18 protein-coding genes are annotated in these 19914 nt (G+C 54.8%); 9 read left to right on the top strand and 9 right to left on the bottom strand.

Features of this window, described 5'->3' with window-relative positions; translation table 11 throughout:
- Positions 1 to 12: 12 nt before the first annotated feature.
- The 8 genes from P0H77_RS10245 to pspA all read right to left on the bottom strand — a co-directional run bounded on the left by P0H77_RS10245 (position 13) and on the right by pspA (position 6475).
- A complete protein-coding gene (locus P0H77_RS10245; RefSeq protein ID WP_276164790.1) occupies positions 13 to 855 on the bottom strand; it encodes a carbohydrate ABC transporter permease in 843 nt (280 codons plus the stop codon).
- Positions 842 to 1723 (bottom strand): sugar ABC transporter permease, encoded by an 882-nt coding sequence (locus P0H77_RS10240; protein WP_276164789.1) that lies wholly within the window; start codon positions 1721 to 1723, stop codon positions 842 to 844. Before P0H77_RS10240 ends, P0H77_RS10245 begins: the two co-directional genes overlap by 14 nt.
- Positions 1724 to 1743: 20 nt before the next feature.
- Positions 1744 to 3036, bottom strand: a complete 1293-nt coding sequence (locus P0H77_RS10235; RefSeq protein ID WP_276164788.1) for an ABC transporter substrate-binding protein — start codon at positions 3034 to 3036, stop codon at positions 1744 to 1746.
- Between the two features lie 11 nt (positions 3037 to 3047).
- On the bottom strand, positions 3048 to 4733 hold the full coding sequence (locus P0H77_RS10230) for a sugar phosphorylase (protein ID WP_276164787.1): 1686 nt from the start codon (positions 4731 to 4733) through the stop codon (positions 3048 to 3050).
- A gap of 184 nt (positions 4734 to 4917) precedes the next feature.
- On the bottom strand, positions 4918 to 5154 hold the full coding sequence (gene pspD, locus P0H77_RS10225) for a phage shock protein PspD (protein ID WP_276164786.1): 237 nt from the start codon (positions 5152 to 5154) through the stop codon (positions 4918 to 4920).
- 16 nt (positions 5155 to 5170) lie between these two features.
- Positions 5171 to 5530, bottom strand: coding sequence for an envelope stress response membrane protein PspC (pspC, locus tag P0H77_RS10220; protein ID WP_276164785.1), 360 nt, complete (start codon positions 5528 to 5530; stop codon positions 5171 to 5173).
- Positions 5530 to 5754 carry an envelope stress response membrane protein PspB gene (pspB, locus tag P0H77_RS10215; protein WP_276164784.1) on the bottom strand — a complete coding sequence of 75 codons (225 nt, stop codon included), beginning with the start codon at positions 5752 to 5754 and terminating at the stop codon, positions 5530 to 5532. The genes pspC and pspB overlap by 1 nt, the downstream gene beginning before the upstream one ends.
- 52 nt (positions 5755 to 5806) lie before the next feature.
- Positions 5807 to 6475 carry a phage shock protein PspA gene (pspA, locus tag P0H77_RS10210; RefSeq protein ID WP_276164783.1) on the bottom strand — a complete coding sequence of 223 codons (669 nt, stop codon included), beginning with the start codon at positions 6473 to 6475 and terminating at the stop codon, positions 5807 to 5809.
- A 173-nt stretch (positions 6476 to 6648) separates the two neighbouring features.
- Between pspA and pspF the strand changes: the two genes are divergently transcribed.
- From pspF to sapF, 6 genes are all read left to right on the top strand, one after another.
- On the top strand, positions 6649 to 7623 hold the full coding sequence (gene pspF, locus P0H77_RS10205; protein ID WP_276164782.1) for a phage shock protein operon transcriptional activator: 975 nt from the start codon (positions 6649 to 6651) through the stop codon (positions 7621 to 7623).
- Between the two features lie 112 nt (positions 7624 to 7735).
- Entirely contained in the window at positions 7736 to 9382 is a 1647-nt protein-coding gene (gene sapA, locus P0H77_RS10200; RefSeq protein WP_276164781.1) for an ABC transporter substrate-binding protein SapA, read from the top strand.
- Complete coding sequence (gene sapB / locus P0H77_RS10195) at positions 9379 to 10344, top strand: putrescine export ABC transporter permease SapB (RefSeq protein ID WP_276164780.1); 966 nt, start codon at positions 9379 to 9381, stop codon at positions 10342 to 10344. The genes sapA and sapB overlap by 4 nt, the downstream gene beginning before the upstream one ends.
- A complete protein-coding gene (gene sapC / locus P0H77_RS10190; RefSeq protein ID WP_176918157.1) occupies positions 10331 to 11221 on the top strand; it encodes a putrescine export ABC transporter permease SapC in 891 nt (296 codons plus the stop codon). The genes sapB and sapC overlap by 14 nt, the downstream gene beginning before the upstream one ends.
- Positions 11221 to 12213 carry a putrescine export ABC transporter ATP-binding protein SapD gene (sapD, locus tag P0H77_RS10185; protein ID WP_194208416.1) on the top strand — a complete coding sequence of 331 codons (993 nt, stop codon included), beginning with the start codon at positions 11221 to 11223 and terminating at the stop codon, positions 12211 to 12213. The genes sapC and sapD overlap by 1 nt, the downstream gene beginning before the upstream one ends.
- 1 nt (position 12214) lies before the next feature.
- A complete protein-coding gene (sapF, locus tag P0H77_RS10180; protein WP_276164779.1) occupies positions 12215 to 13021 on the top strand; it encodes a putrescine export ABC transporter ATP-binding protein SapF in 807 nt (268 codons plus the stop codon).
- A 193-nt stretch (positions 13022 to 13214) separates the two neighbouring features.
- Here the strand turns inward: sapF and P0H77_RS10175 are convergent, their stop codons facing one another.
- Positions 13215 to 15320 carry an ADP-ribosylglycohydrolase family protein gene (locus tag P0H77_RS10175; RefSeq protein ID WP_276164778.1) on the bottom strand — a complete coding sequence of 702 codons (2106 nt, stop codon included), beginning with the start codon at positions 15318 to 15320 and terminating at the stop codon, positions 13215 to 13217.
- 314 nt (positions 15321 to 15634) lie between these two features.
- Between P0H77_RS10175 and fabI the strand changes: the two genes are divergently transcribed.
- The 3 genes from fabI (at position 15635) to P0H77_RS10160 (ending at position 19777) form a co-directional block, all read left to right on the top strand.
- The gene (fabI, locus tag P0H77_RS10170) at positions 15635 to 16423 is read left to right on the top strand and encodes an enoyl-ACP reductase FabI (protein ID WP_276164777.1); all 789 of its coding nucleotides are present in this window, start codon (positions 15635 to 15637) and stop codon (positions 16421 to 16423) included.
- Positions 16424 to 16606: 183 nt separating this feature from the next.
- Positions 16607 to 17743 carry a carboxymuconolactone decarboxylase family protein gene (locus P0H77_RS10165; RefSeq protein ID WP_276164776.1) on the top strand — a complete coding sequence of 379 codons (1137 nt, stop codon included), beginning with the start codon at positions 16607 to 16609 and terminating at the stop codon, positions 17741 to 17743.
- Between the two features lie 99 nt (positions 17744 to 17842).
- Positions 17843 to 19777, top strand: a complete 1935-nt coding sequence (locus P0H77_RS10160) for an exoribonuclease II (RefSeq protein WP_276164775.1) — start codon at positions 17843 to 17845, stop codon at positions 19775 to 19777.
- Positions 19778 to 19914: the final 137 nt, after the last annotated feature.

Raw genomic sequence — 19914 nt, 5'->3', positions numbered from 1 at the left:
AAACAGGCCGCCTTAGCCTTTAACGCCACCAGCGGTCAACCCACTCTTAATAAAACGTTCGGAAAGTGCATACATGACGACGACCGGCAGCGCGGTGACCAGCGATGCCGCCATCATGCGTCCCCAGATATAGTCCGGCGTGCTGAACAGCGTGTTCAGGCCGACCGGCAACGTAAAGTTGCTGGCGCTGGAGAGGAAAATGGACGCAAAGAGATAGTCGTTCCATGCCACCATAAAGCAGTACACAAACACCGATACCAGACCAGAAATCGCCAGCGGGACGGTAATGCGGAAGATAATCTGCAAGCGGTTAAGGCCGTCCATCATTGCCGCCTCTTCGATCTCATCCGGGATGGTGTCGAAGTAGCTTTTCAGCATAAAGACCGCCGTTGGCAGCGTCTGGGTCACCATGGTGATGATCAGCGCCAGTTCAGTGTCATAAATCCCGAGCGCGGTGATGATTTTGAACAGCGGCACCACCAGCAGGATCCCGGAGAACATGTACACCGTGTAAAAGCTGGCGTTGATGGTCATCCGCCCTTTGAAACGCAGACGGGATAACGCATAGGCGCCCAGCGTGCCCAGGAAAACGGCAATGACCGAGGAGGCGACCGACACCACCATGCTGTTACGGAAATAATCCACAAACGGGAAAATCAGCGGGTTAAAAATGTCGACATAGTGCTCCAGCGTCCAGTGCTGCGGTAACAGCGTCGGGTTCAGGGAGATCGCCTCTTTTGCACCTTTAAACGAGGTCATCAGCATCACGAAAAACGGAAACAGCGTGATGATAAGAAAGACCGCCAGCCCGATATAAAAGCCGATACGGCTTAGCGTGCGTTTATTTGTTGCCATTGAGATTCACCCGCTTCCTGGTAAGCAATATGACCGCAAAGATGATGACGAACAGCACGACGGAGATCGCCGCTGCCTTGCCAAGGTCGTTAAAGGCAAATGCCGTTTTGTAGAGATACACACCGAGGATGTCGACTTTGGTGGTGAGCAGATACACATCGGCAAACATGTAGAACATCCAGATGGTCCGCAACGTCACGACCGTTGCCAGCACCGGCATGATGGCCGGAAGGGTGACGATCATGAACCGCTGCCAGGCGTTCGCGCCGTCCATCTCCGCCGCTTCATACAGCGATTTATCGATGGTCTGTAAAATCGCCAGGAAAGAGATAAAGGCGTACGGGAAATAACGCCAGATGGCAAACAACACCACCAGCACAAAGCTGCTGCCGGGATTGTCAAACCACAGCGGTGCCCGATCGTAGAGATGCAGCAGATCGACACCGAGGTAGTTCACAATGCCGTAGCCGTTGTTGAACATATATTTCCAGGCGAAAACCAGCGAAATTGACGGCGTGACGTAGGATAAAATCACCAGCGAGCGTGCGGTCTTACGCAGACGAAATTCGCGGTTAAAGAAAATCGCCACGCCCAGCCCCAGCGCCGTACTGCCAATAACGACCAGGGCGGTATACCAGACGGTCATCCACAGCGAATGCCAGAATCCCGGGTCGCCGAGAATGCGGATGTAGTTGTCCAGCCCGACGAAGGTCGAACTGATACGCGGGTTCAGCGGCAAACGTAAGAAACTGATTTCTATATTGGATATCATCGGCCAGGCTACCAGGCCGCCCAGCAATAATAAGCTGGGGGCCAGCAGCAGCATGGCAAAAGGCATATCCGAACGGCCCGAAAACAACCTTTTCATACTACTGTCCATTTTCGCCATTAACGTTGTTTAACCAGGTCATCGAGCTTCGCCTGGCTGTCCGTCAGGGTCTGCTGTAAATCTTTCTGACCGACGGTCACGTTATGCACCAGGGAGCTGACGACGCCAGAGCCGGTAACATCGCCCATGCGGGTAAAGTTTTTGTCAGCGACGGCGCCAAAGACCTGCATATGTGGATATTGCGCAATCAGTTCAGTTGGCAGCGTGCCAAAGGCTTTGATGACCTCGTTATCTTTCCACTGTGGGGTATTCACAATATTTTTGGTGGCCGGCAGCGCAGCACCCGGAGACATCATGACCCAGTCGGCGGCGTTGTCCGCTTTCTCCATAAAGGCGACAAATTTCTCGGCGGCGGCGGTTTCATCTTCGGTCTGGCCGTTACTGATGGTCAGAGAGGTGATCGTGCCGTACACGGCGGCGGATTTTTCAGTCGGCACCATGAAACCGAGGTTTGCAGGTTCGCCCTCTTTGAAAATCGCCGGGATGATGTAGGTGGAGTACATTGCCATCGGCGCGGAGCCGTTCATGAAGGCGTCTTTGATCTCCATGACGTCATTCGAGCCCGGCATAGTGGTTGCAGCCAGGTCACGATAAAACGCCAGTGACTGCGCCATTTCGAGTGTATTGAGCGTGATATGGCCGCTGGCGTCAAACACGTTGGCCTGATTAGACAAGGCAAACTGGGAGAATGCCTGTTCTGTCATGACACTTTCGGCGGTGGGCAGCGCGATACCGTATTTTTTCTGCGCCGGATCGTTAAATTTTTGCGCTGCGGCCAGCAGGTCTTGCCAGTTGTGTGGCTCAGCAATATCCGCTTTCGCCAGCGCATTTTTCTTATACCAGATCCCCTGTAGCCAGGCGCTAATCGGCACGCCGGTCCAGGCGGTACCGTCTTCAGTGCGGACAATACGCAGAACGCCGTCATAGAATTGATCTTCACCCACCGCGTTAATGGCCTCAGCAATGGCTTTGCGGTCGATCAACTGCTCTTTATCCATCACTTTGGCATAGTCATGGCTGGTTTCGATCACCTCCGGCAGCGATCCGGAACGAGCCAGGGTGATAATTTTGGTGTTATAAGCATCTTCTTCTACCGGAACTTGTTTAACCGTAATATCCGGATTTTCTTTCTCGAAGCGTTCAATCAGTTTGATAATAACGGCCTGACGTTCCTGCTCAACAGATGAGTGCATGAATTCGATAGCTACTTTATGCTTATTATTATCATCACAGCCGGAAATGAGCGTACAGGAAACCAGCGCTGCTAACAGCGCTATTTTTGATTTATTCATAAGACGTTCCTTTATTGTTTTTTGATCCAGGTAACCTGCCACGGACGCAATGTTACCGATTTTTCCATAACGGTATGTTTATTCATTAAATCAAAACCACCCTGTACGTGTGCATCGACGTGCTGTTCTTTATCGCTAATATTAAACAGCGCCGTAATTTCCTCGCCATTATTAGCCGTACGGGTAATTAACAGTACGCTGGGATTAAGCGTCTGAATAGTAAACTGGCTATCTGGATGAAATGCTTTATGCTGGCGACGTAGCACGATCAGTTGAGAAAGGATATGGTATGCTCTGCTGCGCAGCGAGTCAGATGCAAACAGCTGCTGCTCTATTTCAGCGGCGTCATATTTCTGGCGATTAATAGCGCGGTTATATCCCAGTTTTTCTACGCCCGCATAATCGTTACGCGATCCCATAATGCTCTGGATATATACCGCCGGAACGCCAGGAAACGTCAGTAAAATCGCGTGCGCCAGCGTAAAGCGGGCCAGACGCTCATCGTCGCTGTCATCCCGGCGACTCAGCGCGTCCATATAGGTCACGTTGATTTCGTAAGGGCTACGGCTGCCATCCGGGTTATTTTTCCAGTTAACCAGGGCACCCTGCTGCTGAAGTTTATCGACCAGCCGCAGAATGTCGTCTTCCGGCAAAATCCCGCGCAGCGGATTCAAGCCAACCCCGTCGTGCGAGGCCAGAAAGTTGAACCAGGTCGTTTTATCCGAAGGCAGCGTGAGGCTCTGCGCCCAGCGACATAGCGCGGTAGCATCCTGACTGAGTACCGAGTGTAATACCAGCGGTGGCAAAGAGAATTGATAAACCATATGCGCTTCATCACTGCCATTGCCAAGATAAGCGATATTGTCTTTGTGCGGCACGTTGGTTTCAGTAATGATCACCGTTCCCGGCGCTACTGCATCAGCGATAGCGCGGAACAGTTTGATGAGCTGGTGCGTTTTTTCAAGGTGAATGCAGCTGGTGCCCGGCGTTTTCCACATAAATCCGACCGCATCAAGACGGATATAGTCCGCGCCCTGCAACAGATAATGCAGCAGCACATCCACCATCGCCAACAGCACTTGCGGGCAGGCATAGTTGAGGTCAACCTGATCTTCACTGAAGGTGGTCCACAGATGACGTACTGAGCCATCGCTCAGGGTAAAAGGCGTCAGCAGTGGCAATGCACGAGGACGCGTTACCGCGGATAAATCCGTCCCGGGATCCATCTCAATAAAGAAATTCTCGAAACCCGGTTTCTGCTGTAAATAGTTATTAAACCATTCACTTTTGGCCGACATATGATTGCAGACAAAATCAAACATTAATTTCGTCTGGGTTTTTAATTCAGCGATATCATTCCAGTCTCCGCTTTCCGGGTCAACCCGATGATAATCCACCACGGAGAAACCGTCGTCTGATGACCACGGGCAAAAAGGTAATAGATGAACGTGCGAGAAAACGGACTTAAACCATTTCTGGTAAAATTGATTAAATACTGCCAGCGGTTTTTGGTCAGCGTGGTGAAACTGATCTGCATAGGTGATTAACACCACATCACTTTCATCCCACCCCTGCTTACGCTGTTGCGCAATTAATAATTTACTGTGGTCGATGGCAGTAAATAATGCCTCACGATGTGCCTCTGAAAATGCGTCGGCGTAAACATCGGTGAGCAACTGATTAATTTTTTCCTTCATTTCACTTTTCCATGGTAGCGGTCCCACGAAAAAGGAGACTACTCCTGTGAAAATTAGCTGTCAATCCAGCGCATGAGTCATACGAGGCGAAACCAGGAATTTTAGCGGGGTAATTTTGTAATTTGTGAGCTGCCGCAAATTCAGGGGAGAATATGTGAAAGGGTTGTTACGGTGACCGGAAGGGTCACCGTGGGGTCTGACGCTTTGCGTAGCGGCGAGACACTTTTTTGGCGGCGTGGTTTAGTAACGGCTCGAGCGCCAGTGCCAGCAGCATTTTTAACGGACGGCGGGCAACCGACTTAATCGCCCACCCCGCCACGCCTGCCGGACCGTAGCGCAGCGCGGTCAGCAGCACCAGCTTGCCGGCGATCTTAAGGCCGGGTTTCACGCGGGTGCTCGCTTTTTGCCACTTACTGTTCATGTCAGGCTCCTGTTCATTAAAGCTGACGAAATCGACTGCGAAGCGAGAAGGTATCCGAGGTGACATAACGCTCCATGTCGCGCAGGCGCTTTTCGCCATCCGCCAGTTCACCGTCCACCACAGCCAGTAATTCGCTGTTTGACGGGGTTCGCTCACCGTCAATCTCCCCTTCTGGCATTGGATCCAGCATGAAGGTCATGATGATGTAGGCCACCACCACAAAGAAGAATAGCCCAAAAACCATCGCTAATACGGTGATGAGACGGACCAGCTTCACCGGCACATCAAAGTAATGGGCGATCCCGGCGCAGACGCCCTTCACCATGCCCTGCTGGGGAAGTCGCCATAATTTTTTATTCAAATCAATCGTTGCCATTAGCGATCTCTCCAGTTTGGATGTTCCGCATCAAGAATGGCTTCCAGTGCCTGAATACGTTCCCGCATTCTTTTCGCTTCATCGCTCAACTGAACCAAATGCTGCTGTTCATTAGCAGAGAGCGTGCCGTTTCTGGAACGGTTGTTGTAATGCAGCCACAGCCAGACCGGCAGAACAAACAAAATGAACAGGGTTAGCGGTATAGCAAGGAAAAGCGTGCTCATGTGTACTCCTTACAGATATTGAGCGGCGGTGCGTTCGGGCACCGCCAAATAATTATTGATTATCCTGCTTCATTCTGGCTTTCAGCGCCGCAAGCTGCTCGCTGATTTCATCGTCGGCCTGCAAATCGGCAAATTGCTGATCCAGCGTTCTTTGTTTGCCAAAGCCATGACTTTCCGCTTCGGCTTCCATGTGATCGATACGGCGCTCGAAAGATTCAAAACGCGCCATGGCTTCATCAATTTTACCGCTGTCCAGCTGACGGCGCACATCGCGGGAAGAACTTGCGGCCTGGTGACGCAGCGCTAATGCCTGCTGGCGCGCACGGGTCTCGCTCAGTTTATTTTCCAGCTCGCCAATCTCTTTTTTCATGCGGGTCAGGGTTTCATCGACCAGCGTGCTCTCATCTTCCAGCGTCGCAATTAGATCGGTCAGCTTTTGCTTTTCAATCAGCGCGGCGCGAGCCAGATCGTCTTTATCTTTACGCAGCGCCAGTTCAGCTTTTTCCTGCCATTCTGCCTGTTGGGCGGTCGCCTGTTCAATACGGCGGGTGAGCTGCTTTTTCTCTGCCAGAGAGCGGGCGGAGGTGGAGCGAACTTCGACCAGCGTATCTTCCATTTCCTGAATCATCAGGCGCACCAGCTTCTGCGGATCTTCCGCTTTTTCCAGCAGCGAGTTGATGTTGGCGTTCACGATGTCGGCGAAACGAGAAAAAATACCCATAATTCGATCCTCACAATAATGTTCATTATATCGAGCAGTGCCCTGCTGAATAGCTATGTGCAATCAGCGTGCCACATTTTTATGTTATTGTTTTATCGGGAGTTGATTGATTTACCACCGATACGCATATACAGTTTACTGGTGAATCACACTAACATATGGTGAATTTCATCATGGCTGAATACAAAGATAACCTGCTGGGTGAAGCGAACAGCTTCGTTGACGTGCTGGAACAAGTCTCACGGCTCGCTACGCTGACCAAGCCCGTGCTGATTATCGGTGAACGCGGTACGGGGAAAGAGCTGATCGCCAGTCGCCTGCACTTTCTTTCCCCCCGCTGGCAGGGATCTTTTGTCTCGCTCAATTGCGCGGCGCTGAATGAAAACCTTCTCGACTCTGAGCTTTTTGGTCATGAAGCCGGCGCGTTTACCGGGGCGCAAAAACGTCATCCGGGGCGTTTTGAACGCGCCGACGGCGGCACCCTGTTTCTTGATGAGCTGGCAACCGCGCCAATGCTGGTGCAGGAGAAGCTGCTGCGCGTCATCGAGTATGGTGAGCTGGAGCGCGTGGGCGGCAGTCAACCCTTGCAGGTGAATGTGCGGCTGGTTTGCGCAACGAATGCGGATTTGCCCGCCATGGTTGAGGAAGGTACGTTTCGCGCTGACCTGCTCGACCGGCTGGCTTTTGACGTGGTACAGCTTCCACCGCTGCGCGAGCGGCATAGCGATATCATGCTGATGGCCGATCATTTCGCGATCCAGATGTGCCGCGAAATCGGTCTGCCGCTGTTTCCGGGCTTTACCGAACGCGCTAGTCAGACGTTACAGGGCTATCGCTGGCCGGGCAATATTCGTGAGCTGAAAAACGTCGTGGAGCGCTCTGTGTACCGTCACGGCACCAGCGACGAGCCATTAGATGAGATTATTATCGATCCCTTTGCCCGCACCCTGCCGCCATCGCCTTCGCAACGCCAGCCAGATGCCCTTCCCGACCTGCCGCTTGATTTGCGTCAGTATCAACAGCAACAAGAGCGGGCGCTACTGGAAAAAAGCCTGCAACAGGGCCGGTTTAATCAAAAACGCGCGGCTGAACTGCTGGGGCTGACCTATCATCAGCTGCGGGCATTGCTCAAAAAACATCAAATTTAGCCCCCGGAATGGCAAAACTGGCGAGATTTACAGCGTTTGTCCGCAGACATTTTTACGCAGCAGACATAAGTGCGATACACTTTGCAGATCGAATCTGAAAACCCTGAAAATTATGCGCCTGGTTTTGTCATCTTTGGTCGCCGCAGCCGGCCTGTTTTACGGCCTGGCTCATGCCGCGCCTGTGCCACCGGCTTCGCCTGTTTCCGATATCCGTGATAGCGGCTTTGTCTATTGCGTTAACGGACAGGTGAGCACCTTTAACCCGCAAAAAGCGGGAAGCGGTCTGATTGTGGATACGCTGGCCGACCAGCTTTACGATCGCCTGCTGGAGGTCGATCCCTATACCTATCGCCTGGTGCCTGAACTGGCTGAACGCTGGGAAGTCCTCGATAACGGCGCAACCTACCGCTTTTATCTGCGCAGCGGCGTCGCTTTTCAACATACCGCGTGGTTTAAACCTGGCCGCACGTTGAATGCCGACGATGTGGTATTTACCTTCCAGCGCATCTTTAACCGCCATCATCCGTGGCACAACGTTAACGGTAGTGGCTTCCCCTACTTCGACAGCCTGCAGTTTGCCGATACGGTGCAGAGCGTGCGCAAGCTGGATAATCGCACCGTTGAGTTTCGCCTGACCCGGCCGGACGCCTCATTTCTCTGGCATCTGGCAACCCATTACGCCTCCATCATGTCGGCAGAATATGCCGCCGCGTTAACCAAAACCGATCGTCAGGAACAGCTGGATCGCCAGCCGGTTGGCACCGGGCCTTATCAGCTTAGCGAATACCGCTCTGGTCAATATATCCGCCTGCAGCGCCATCCCCATTTCTGGCGCGGCCAGCCGCTAATGCCGCAGGTGGTGGTGGATCTGGGTTCCGGCGGTACGGGCCGCCTCTCGCGCCTGTTAACCGGTGAATGTGATGTGCTGGCCTGGCCTGCCGCCAGCCAACTGTCCATTTTGCGCGACGATCCGCGCCTGCGGCTGACGCTGCGCCCGGGAATGAACATTGCCTACCTGGCCTTTAATACCAATAAAGCACCGCTGAATAATCCGGCGGTGCGTCATGCGCTGGCGCTGGCCATTAATAATGAACGATTAATGCAGTCGATTTATTACGGTACGGCGGAAACCGCGGCCTCGATTCTGCCGCGCGCCTCGTGGGCTTATGACAACGAAGCGAAAATTACCGAATACGATCCGGGCAAAGCCCGCGCGCAGCTTAAAGCGCTGGGAATAGAAAAACTGTCGCTTCAGCTTTGGGTTCCCACCTCGTCGCAGGCCTGGAACCCCAGCCCGCTGAAAATGGCAGAACTCATTCAGGCAGACATGGCGCACATCGGCGTAAAGGTCACTATTATGCCGGTCGAGGGGCGTTTCCAGGAGGCGCGGCTGATGGACATGAATCACGACCTGACACTGGCGGGCTGGGCGACTGACAGTAACGATCCGGACAGTTTTTTCCGCCCGCTGCTGAGCTGCGCCGCCATCAGCTCGCAAACCAACTATGCCCACTGGTGCAATCGCCAGTTTGACAACGTGCTGCTAAAAGCGCTGTCGTCGCAGCAGCTGGCGTCACGCATTGATGCCTACGATGAAGCGCAGCGTATCCTCGCCAGCGAACTCCCGGTGCTGCCGCTGGCCTCATCGCTACGCCTGCAGGCGTATCGCTATGACATGAAAGGATTAGTGCTCAGTCCGTTCGGTAACGCCTCTTTTGCGGGCGTCTCGCGCGAAAAAGAAGAGGTGCAAAAACCATGATTATTTTTACATTGCGCCGCCTGCTGCTGTTACTGGTTACGCTGTTTTTGTTGACGTTTATCGGTTTTAGTCTGAGCTACTTTACCCCTCACGCACCGCTGCAGGGCGCATCGCTGTGGAACGCCTGGGTGTTCTGGTTTAACGGTATTTTGCACTGGGATTTCGGCGTCTCCAGTATCAACGGCCAGTTAATCTCCGAGCAGTTAAAAGAGGTGTTTCCGGCCACCATGGAGCTTTGTATCCTCGCCTTCACCTTTGCCCTGCTGATCGGCATTCCGGTGGGCATGCTGGCCGGGATCACCCGCAATAAATGGCAGGACAACGTCATCAGCGCGCTGGCGCTGCTTGGTTTTTCCATTCCGGTATTCTGGCTGGCGCTGCTGCTTACGCTGTTTTTTTCGCTGACCCTCGGCTGGCTGCCGGTCTCGGGGCGCTTTGACCTGCTGTATGAAGTTAAAAACGTTACCGGTTTCGCCATTATTGACGCCTGGCTTTCCGATTCACCGTGGCGGCATGAAATGGTGATCAGCGCGCTCAGGCATATGGTGTTGCCGGTGCTGACGCTGGCGGTCGCGCCTACCACCGAAGTCATTCGCTTGATGCGCATCAGCACCATTGAGGTTTTTGATCAAAATTACATTAAAGCGGCGGCCACGCGTGGGGTATCGCGGCGAACGATCCTCTGGCGTCATGTACTACACAACGCGCTGCCGCCGGTGATCCCCCGCCTCGGGCTGCAATTCTCCACCATGCTGACGCTGGCGATGATAACAGAAGTGGTGTTTAGCTGGCCGGGACTGGGCCGCTGGCTGATTAATGCTATTCGCCAGCAGGATTATGCGGCGATCTCGGCGGGCGTGATGGTGATTGGCGCCCTGGTCATTATTGTTAACATGATTTCTGATATTTTGGGTGCTATGGCTAACCCTCTGAAACATAAGGAATGGTATGCCTTACGATAGCGTCTACAGCGAAAAACGCTCGCCGGGCACGCTGCGCAACGCGTGGCGCAAATTCTACGGCGACACCACCGCCATGATCGGTCTTTACGGCTGCGGCGCGCTGCTGTTGCTGTGTTTATTCGGTGGCTGGTTCGCGCCCTACGGGATTAATCAGCAGTTTTTAGGCTATCAACTGCTGCCGCCGTCCTGGTCGCGCTATGGTGAAGTGTCATTCTTTCTCGGCACCGATGACCTGGGGCGCGATGTACTGAGCCGTCTGCTCAGCGGCGCAACGCCCACCGTCGGCGGCGCGTTTCTGGTGACGCTGGCGGCGACGCTGTGCGGGCTGGTGCTCGGCGTGGTCGCCGGTTCCACCCACGGCCTGCGTTCTGCAACGTTAAATCATATCCTGGATACGCTGCTGTCTATTCCGTCACTGCTGCTGGCCATTATCGTGGTGGCGTTCGCTGGCCCGCATTTGTCCCATGCAATGTTTGCCGTCTGGCTGGCCCTGCTGCCGCGGATGGTGCGTTCGGTCTACAGCATGGTGCACGATGAGCTGGAAAAAGAGTACGTCGTGGCCGCCCGTCTGGACGGGGCGACGACGCTGAATATTTTGTGGTTTGCGGTACTGCCTAACATCACCGCCGGGATGGTCACCGAGATCACCCGCGCCCTGTCAATGGCGATTCTGGATATTGCCGCGCTGGGCTTTCTCGACCTCGGCGCGCAGCTTCCCTCTCCGGAATGGGGCGCCATGCTGGGCGACGCGCTGGAGTTGATTTACGTGGCGCCGTGGACGGTGATGCTGCCGGGGGCAGCGATTATGGTCAGCGTGCTGCTGATCAACCTGCTGGGTGACGGCCTGCGCCGGGCGATCAACGCGGGGGTGGAATAATGCCGCTATTAGATATCCGCAATCTGACCATTGAGTTCAAAACCAGCGAGGGCTGGGTTAAGGCGGTCGATCGCGTCAGCATGACCCTTGCCGAGGGGGAAATCCGCGGGCTGGTAGGCGAATCCGGCTCCGGCAAAAGTCTGATTGCCAAAGCCATTTGCGGCGTCGCCAAAGATAACTGGCGGATCACCGCCGACCGTATGCGTTTTGATGATATCGACCTGCTACGGCTTTCCGTGCGCGAACGGCGCAAGCTGGTGGGCCATAACGTGTCGATGATTTTTCAGGAGCCGCAGTCCTGTCTCGATCCGTCCGAGCGCATTGGCACTCAGCTCATGCAGAATATTCCCCGCTGGACCTTCAAAGGCCGCTGGTGGTGGCGTTTTGGCTGGCGCAAGCAACGCGCCATTGAACTGCTTCATCGGGTGGGGATTAAAGATCATAAAGACGTGCTGCGCAGTTTTCCGTATCAGCTGACCGACGGCGAATGCCAGAAGGTAATGATTGCCATTGCGCTGGCGAATCAGCCGCGGCTGCTGATTGCCGATGAGCCCACCAATGCGATGGAGCCTACCACTCAGGCGCAAATTTTCCGCCTGTTGAGCCGGTTGAATCAAAATAATAACACCACCATTTTGTTAATCAGCCACGACCTGCAAATGCTGAGCAAATGGGCTGACAGGATTAACGTAATGTACTGCGGGCAGACGGTAGAGACCGCGCCCAGCGAGGAGCTGATCGCCACGCCGCATCATCCCTATACCCAGGCGCTGATCCGCGCGATCCCGGATTTTGGTAGCGCGATGCCGCATAAAAGCCGCCTGAATACCATGCCCGGTGCGATCCCACTGCTGGAGCATTTGCCTATCGGCTGTCGTCTGGGGCCTCGCTGCCCGTATGCACAGCGTAAGTGTATTGAAACGCCTCGTCTGACAGGGGCTAAAAACCATCTGTATGCCTGTCATTTCCCGCTGAATATGGAGAAAGAGTAAGATGGTTGAAACCCTGCTGGAAGTTCGCAACCTGAGCAAAACCTTCCGCTACCGCACCGGCTGGTTTCACCGTCAGACGGTAGAGGCAGTAAAACCGCTCAGTTTCACCCTGCGTGAGAAGCAGACGCTGGCGATCATTGGCGAAAACGGTTCCGGTAAATCGACGCTGGCGAAAATGCTGGCGGGGATGGTGGAGCCGACCACCGGCGAACTGCTAATTGATGATTATCCGCTGCACTATGGCGATTACTCTTTTCGCAGCCAGCGTATTCGCATGATTTTTCAGGATCCGTCGACCTCGCTCAACCCGCGCCAGCGTATCTCGCAGATTCTTGATTTTCCGCTGCGCCTGAACACCGATTTGCAACCGGAAGAACGGCGCAAGCGCATCATCGAAACTATGCGCATGGTGGGTTTGCTTCCCGATCACGTTAGCTACTACCCGCATATGCTGGCACCGGGGCAAAAACAGCGTCTGGGACTGGCGCGGGCGCTGATCCTGCGCCCACAGGTGATCATCGCCGATGAAGCGCTGGCCTCGCTGGATATGTCAATGCGCTCGCAGTTGATTAATCTGATGCTGGAATTGCAGGAAAAACAGGGGATTGCTTATATCTACGTTACCCAGCATCTGGGGATGATGAAGCATATCAGCGATCAGGTGCTGGTGATGCATCAGGGGGAAGTGGTGGAGCGCGGCAGCACCGCCGATGTTCTCGCCGCTCCGCTGCATGATTTAACCAAACGGCTCATCGCCGGCCATTTTGGTGAAGCGTTGACCGCCGATGCCTGGCGCAAAGATAAGTAATGGTGACGCGTGGCCAGAGGGGGCGTTAAGAACGGCCCTGGCTAAAGCGCGCGTGATGCCGGGAGGCGGCTTCGCCTTGCCCGGCCTACAATAAAATCGGCTCTGGCTACACAGCACATCGTAGGCCCGGTAAGCGCAGCGCCACCGGGCAGATTAACGTGAGGCGATAAGCTCAGCACTTTCTGGCGTTCGCTCACGCCACCGGAGCAATTTTTATTGCGGCGGTAGACAGCGCGCCGGCACAGATCAGCAGACCCACGGCACCGTCGGCAAGGCGTTGCGTCGAGGCATCCTCGGCATGCAGGGTTATACCGTCCACCGTGGCGGTAATGGTAGATCCCTCAATGACCACGTCGAAGGCGATCTCGCGTTCATAGACGTCTTTCAACCCCTGCTCAGCCAGTACCGTCACGCTGTCGTCACGGACGCGAATAAGCTGGATTTTTTCTTCCCGCGTTACCCGCAGCGCATAATAGCGCCGCATCCCCTGAATGCGGAACGCCAGCCCGCCATAATCGCCAAGGTGCAGCGTGATCTGACTTTGTACCCGGTAATCATCCCACTGCCGGGTTCCATGGCTGACGATGCCTTCACCATACTCTTTTGAAATGCGGAAACGGGACGGATAATGACGGGAGATCAGATCCACACCGTTCACCCACGACCGCCACCAGAAATCACTCTCGCCCCCGGGTTTTGTCAGCGTTAGTGTGGGTGCACCGTCCCAGCGCAGGAAGTCAACCAGAACCCGACCGTTTACGCTCCCGTCAACGGCGGCAAGGGAAACCCCCACGTCACCGATCGGCTGACCGTGATTATCAGGAATAATCATACTTAGCGTAACGTCACTGCCGGGTTGTAACGTCTGCGCTTCACCGTAGCAGATCCGTAGCTGACTGTTCTCGTCATAAACCCGGTAGCACAGGCGCACGGAAACAGGCCCGGTTATCTCTTCCGGCATCAATACGTGGGCCTGCAAATGCTGTCCCGCATAAATAAGCGGCGTAGCCATCAGTTCGTAAGAGTGCATTTCAACGATTTCCGGCGGTGCGAACGTTGGCGTCGTCACGCAGCGTGGCCGTTCCGTAAGATTCGCGTAGCGCAGGCTTAAGTAGTGCGTTCCACCCCGTTGCTCGTTACTGATGTCAACGGAGGTATTGCTCTCTTCTGCCAGCAAGCGGAAACCCTGCACGCTGCCGGGAAGCGAGAAATGATACTGTGCTCCCTGTTTTGGCGCAGCGGGCGGCTCCTGCCCGGCAATTTTATGACCAAGCGCGACAAGATAATCCGTCACCCGCACGGCGTTATTGATGGAGAACCCGCCGTCGGCGGAGGAGATTAGCATCCGGTCCGCCAGCGGTCCGCGCCAGTCCGGCCCGGCATCGATGCCCTGCAACCCCAGCATAATGCCCGACAGACAGCCGACGTTACCCGCGTTGCAATCCGTGTCCCAGCCGGACGTGTTGATAATCATTTGCGCCTGCTGAAAATCATCCGGCGCGTAGAGGATCGCCATAATCATAATGGCGTGATTAGGGATCACATGGCAGTTGCTGGGGTATTTTTGATAGCCGTACTGCTCTTCAATGCGCTGGCGAGTACAGAGCCAGTCGTTGTCCGCTTTGCGCCAGCGGCACACGTCGGCAATAACCCGGGCAATCTCACACTCCGCAGGAATAACCGACAGTCCGGTGGCGATAAGCGTTTCAATATCCTGACAAATAAACGCCTGCGCCTCCATGGCTGCCCATAGCATCGCGGCATACACAGACTCCCCGTCGTGGCTGACGCTGGCGGCCTTTTGCGCCAGCGAGGCGGCCAGCAACGGTTGGCCTGGCGCGACCAGCGCCCAGCCGTCGATAAAAATTTGTGCGCCGATTTGCTCAGCGATGGTTTTACCGTTGGTGGCGATCGCGCCACTTAGCGGCGCAACGATCCCCTTTTTGAGGTTCAGCCAGGCGGTATGCTCGGTGGAATTACCATGGCCGCCCCACCAGAGAATAGTGCGTTTATCAATGATGTAGTTCAGCCAGCACTGACCCAGTTGCTCTGCGGTGAGGTCTGGCGGTAAAGCGTAGTCTTCCAGGGCGCGAATAAAGGTAAACGTTCCGGCCACGTCGTCGTCAGTCACCACCAGCGGGCGGTTAAACTGGTCATGGACATAATAATTTATCGGCCCCAGCTCCCGCATAATCCGCTGACAGGTCCAGCCCTCAAAGGGTCGGCCCAGATAAACGCCGATCAATTTCCCCAATACGCCAGCGTAGACGCGCTGATAATAATCTGATGGTAATGGCATAATCCCTGTCTCGTTGTGTGGTCCATTTCAGGCGTGCAATAGTACTGAGTAGGCAGGGACGAAAATCAGAGAGAGATCACATTACACCACCCATAAATGTCCGAATCAGTGAGCTTACGCGCCATTCCCGTATGAGGATAAGCCGGCAGGGCAATCATTAAGTGACACTGTCACTGCTCTATCCACTGCCTCCCCTATAGCCTCCTCTGATGGAGTAGCTTATAATGGCCGTTTGTGGTTTCGTACCGCTTATTTAAGCAACACATCGCCTGACGTCAGGCAAAATAAGCACCAATCAAATAAGGACTTAAGCTATGGGTTTTCTTACCGGTAAGCGCATTCTGATCACTGGCGTCGCCAGTAAACTTTCCATTGCCTACGGTATCGCACAGGCTATGCATCGTGAAGGGGCTGAACTGGCGTTCACCTACCAGAACGATAAACTGAAAGGCCGCGTGGAAGGTTTTGCCGCTGAGCTGGGCTCCAGCATTGTGCTGCCGTGTGACGTAGCTGAAGATGAGAGCATTAACGCGCTGTTCAGCGAACTGGCGAAAAGCTGGCCGAAATTTGACGGTTTTGTTCACTCCATCGGTTTCGCCCCTGGCGACCAGCTGGACGGCGACTATGTGAACGCCGTGACTCGTGAAGGCTTTAAGATTGCCCACGATATCAGCGCCTACAGCTTTGTGGCGCTGGCGAAAGCCTGCCGTGACATGCTGAACCCGGATTCTGCCTTGCTGACCCTGTCTTATCTGGGCGCAGAACGTGCGATCCCTAACTATAACGTAATGGGTCTGGCTAAAGCGTCCCTGGAAGCCAACGTGCGCTATATGGCAAACGCGATGGGCCCGGAAGGCGTACGTGTTAACGCTATCTCTGCTGGTCCAATCCGTACTCTGGCGGCATCAGGCATCAAAGATTTCCGTAAGATGCTGGCACACTGTGAAGCGGTTACCCCGATTCGCCGTACGGTGACCATTGAAGACGTGGGTAACTCCGCTGCGTTCCTGTGCTCTAACCTCTCCGCGGGTATCTCCGGTGAAGTGGTTCACGTTGACGGCGGTTTCAGCATCGCCGCAATGAACGAACTGGAACTTAAATAAGTTCTCTGCCCTCTTCGCCCCGCGCGGAGAGGGTTTTCCCTTCTATATTCCGATCTGCTATTAAATATCACCCTTCATTCTTTTATCCCCTCACGCGCTTACGCCAGGATATCCAGGTTAAAACGATCCGTTGCACAGCGTCTGCATTCGCGCGGGTCGCCACCTTCAGATCAAGGAAAGCCCATGGAGCAACGCCGCGTTTCCGGCAAAAGCCACTGGTACCATGAGACTCAGTCCAGTACCTGTCCGGCAGACGTTCTGCCGTTAGTCCCTGAAGCCGCTCACGTTGAGGACCGCTTCCTGCTTGAGCTTACGCTTCCCGCGTCGCTTCTTGCCGCCTGTGAAAGCTGGATCGCCCCGGCCAGAGAACTGACAAGGTTGCTTTTCCCCGATAGCGTGGCGGTCACCCGCCTGCAAACGTTCAGCGCCTACGATCGTCTGAGTACCGCCTTAACCGTTGCCCAGGTCTACGGCGTACAGCGGTTATGCAATCACTATGCCGCACGACTGGCCCCGTTACCTGGCCCTGACTCTTCCCGTGAAAGTAATCATCGCCTGGCGCAGACTACCCAGTATGCTCGTCAACTTGCCAGCTCGCCGTCGGTCATTACCCCGCAGGCCAGGACGCAGCTCGAAGATGTGGGACTAACGACTCACGATATCGTGCTGATTAATCAAATCACCGGCTTTATCGGTTTTCAGGCACGGGTACTGTCTGTCTTCCAGGCGCTGCTCGGTCACCCGGTACGCTGGCTTCCCGGCATGCCGGTGCAGGAAGATGCCCTGGCGACGCGTTTTGCCGATCGGGATGCGCAGTGGCGCCCCACCATAAGTGGTATTGAACCTCATCACGCCAGCGCAGAACAGACTGCGACGCTGAAGAAATGGCAGGCGCTACCGCCGCTGGAGGGGCTGGTTCCTCTACTGGTGTATGATTGCCGCACGCTTGATGCGACGGCCAGGATCATTAGCGCCCTGCCATCGGATTCGTTTAGCGGACTGGCCGCGCTAATTACGGCCCGTATCAATGGCAGCGTAAGCTGTTTCAACGCCTGGCGCGGCAACGTGGATGGCGCAACAGAGCACCCTTTCGGGGATGAAAAAGCGTTAGCCTTCTGGAGTCAACACCGCCCTACCGAGCAGGCTATCATTCAGGCCGTTCAGTTATTGACCCGCGCGCCAGACCGCTTTAGCGCGGCTCAGTTTAACCCGCTTACCGAACAGGGCTTCTCCGTTGAGCAAGCGGTTAACCTGCTTGCATGGAGCGGTTTATGCGGCTGGCTGAATCGGCTAAGGATTGCGCTGGGCGAAACGGCTTAACCCGACATTGTTCAGGGGAAAGGGGCAAACAGCGCTTGCTGGAAGGGTCAGATTCGCGTAAAACTGTCAACCGCTCTTAGGCCACGAAAATACACCATTATGCTTCAGGATAACCCGCTGCTCGCGCAGCTTAAACAGCAACTACATTCCCAGACCCCGCGTGCTGAAGGGGTCGTTAAAGCCACGGAAAAGGGCTTTGGCTTCCTCGAAGTCGACGCGCAAAAAAGCTACTTTATTCCGCCGCCGCAGATGAAAAAAGTCATGCACGGCGACCGTGTTATTGCCGTTATTCATAGTGAAAAAGATCGTGAAAACGCGGAGCCGGAAGAGCTTGTTGAGCCTTTTCTGACCCGCTTCGTCGGCAAAGTTCAGAAGAAAGATGACCGTCTTTCTATTATTCCCGATCATCCCCTGCTGAAAGATGCGATTCCGTGTCGCGCCGAACGCGGCGTGGCGCACGATTTTCAGAATGGCGACTGGGCTGTGGCCGAGATGCGCCGCCATCCGCTTAAGGGCGACCGCAGTTTCTATGCCGAACTGACGCAGTTTATTACCTTTGGTGACGATCATTTCGTTCCGTGGTGGGTCACCCTGGCGCGCCATAATCTGGAAAAAGACGCGCCGCAAGGCAGCGCCACTGAAATAATGGACGAAGGTCTTGAGCGCCATGATTTAACCGCGCTGGACTTCGTGACCATCGACAGTGCCAGCACCGAAGATATGGACGATGCGTTATATGCGGAAGCGCTGGCTGACGGCAAGCTGCAATTAACCGTGGCGATAGCCGATCCGACGGCCTGGATCGCCGAAGGCAGTAAACTGGATGAAGCCGCTAAAGTGCGCGCATTTACCAACTACCTGCCGGGCTTTAATATTCCGATGCTGCCCCGTGAACTGTCGGATAATCTCTGCTCCCTGCGCCCACACGAAGTTCGTCCGGTGCTGGCCTGCCGGATGATCGTTAATGCAGAGGGCGCCATTGAAGATGACATTGAATTCTTCGCGGCAACCATCGAATCCAAAGCAAAGCTGGCCTATGACAATGTCTCCGACTGGCTGGAAAGTAAAGGCAGCTGGCAGCCGCCGGGTGAAGGTATTGCCGGGCAAATTACCCTGTTAAACCAGATTTGCCTGAAACGCGGCGAATGGCGTCACAACCATGCGCTGGTGTTTAAAGATCGTCCGGATTATCGCTTTGTGCTGGGCGAGAAAGGTGAAGTGCTGGATATCGTGGCCGAGCCTCGCCGTATTGCCAACCGCATTGTTGAAGAGTCGATGATTGCCGCCAACATCTGCGCCGCCCGCGTGCTGCGTGATAAGCTCGGCTTTGGTATCTACAACGTTCATACCGGTTTCGATCCGGCGAACGGCGAGCAGCTTGCTGCCCTGCTGAAAACGCACGGTATGCATGTAGATACCGAGGAAGTGCTGACCCTGGAAGGCTTCTGCAAGCTGCGTCGCGAGCTGGACGCCCAGCCAACCGGCTTCCTCGACAGCCGTATTCGTCGCTTCCAGTCTTACGCGGAAATCAGCGTCGAACCGGGCCCTCATTTTGGTCTCGGCCTCGATGCCTATGCCACCTGGACCTCACCGATTCGTAAGTATGGCGATATGATCAACCATCGCCTGCTGAAAGCGGTAATCAAAGGCGCATCCGTTGACCGCCCGCAAGCGGATGTTACCGTACAGATGGCGGAACGCCGTCGTCTGAACCGCATGGCAGAACGCGATGTCGGCGACTGGCTGTATGCCCGCTTCCTGAAGGATAGCGCCGGGACGAATACTCGCTTTGCCGCAGAGATCATCGATATCAGCCGTGGCGGTATGCGCGTGCGTCTGGTGGATAACGGCGCGGTCGCGTTTATTCCGGCACCGTTCCTGCATGCCGTGCGTGACGAACTGGTTTGCAGCCAGGAAAACGGCACCGTGCAAATCAAAGGTGAAGTGGTCTTTAAAGTCACCGAGGTCATTGACGTGACCATCGCTGAAGTCCGTCTGGAAACCCGCAGCGTTATCGCGCGTCCAGCCGTCTGATTACTGAAAGCGTCATAAAACGGCTTACCGTGAAAACGGGAAGCCGTTTTTTTATTCATCCACCAAATGCGATGTTCCTGCCATTTCTCTAAAATTTTCCGCCAAAAAAAAGTAAATGCGTTCACACTGAAAGAGTC

Origin of the sequence: Superficieibacter sp. HKU1, assembly GCF_029319185.1 — a bacterium.
Lineage (GTDB): Bacteria > Pseudomonadota > Gammaproteobacteria > Enterobacterales > Enterobacteriaceae > Superficieibacter.
This window is presented reverse-complemented; position numbering and strand designations above follow the sequence as displayed.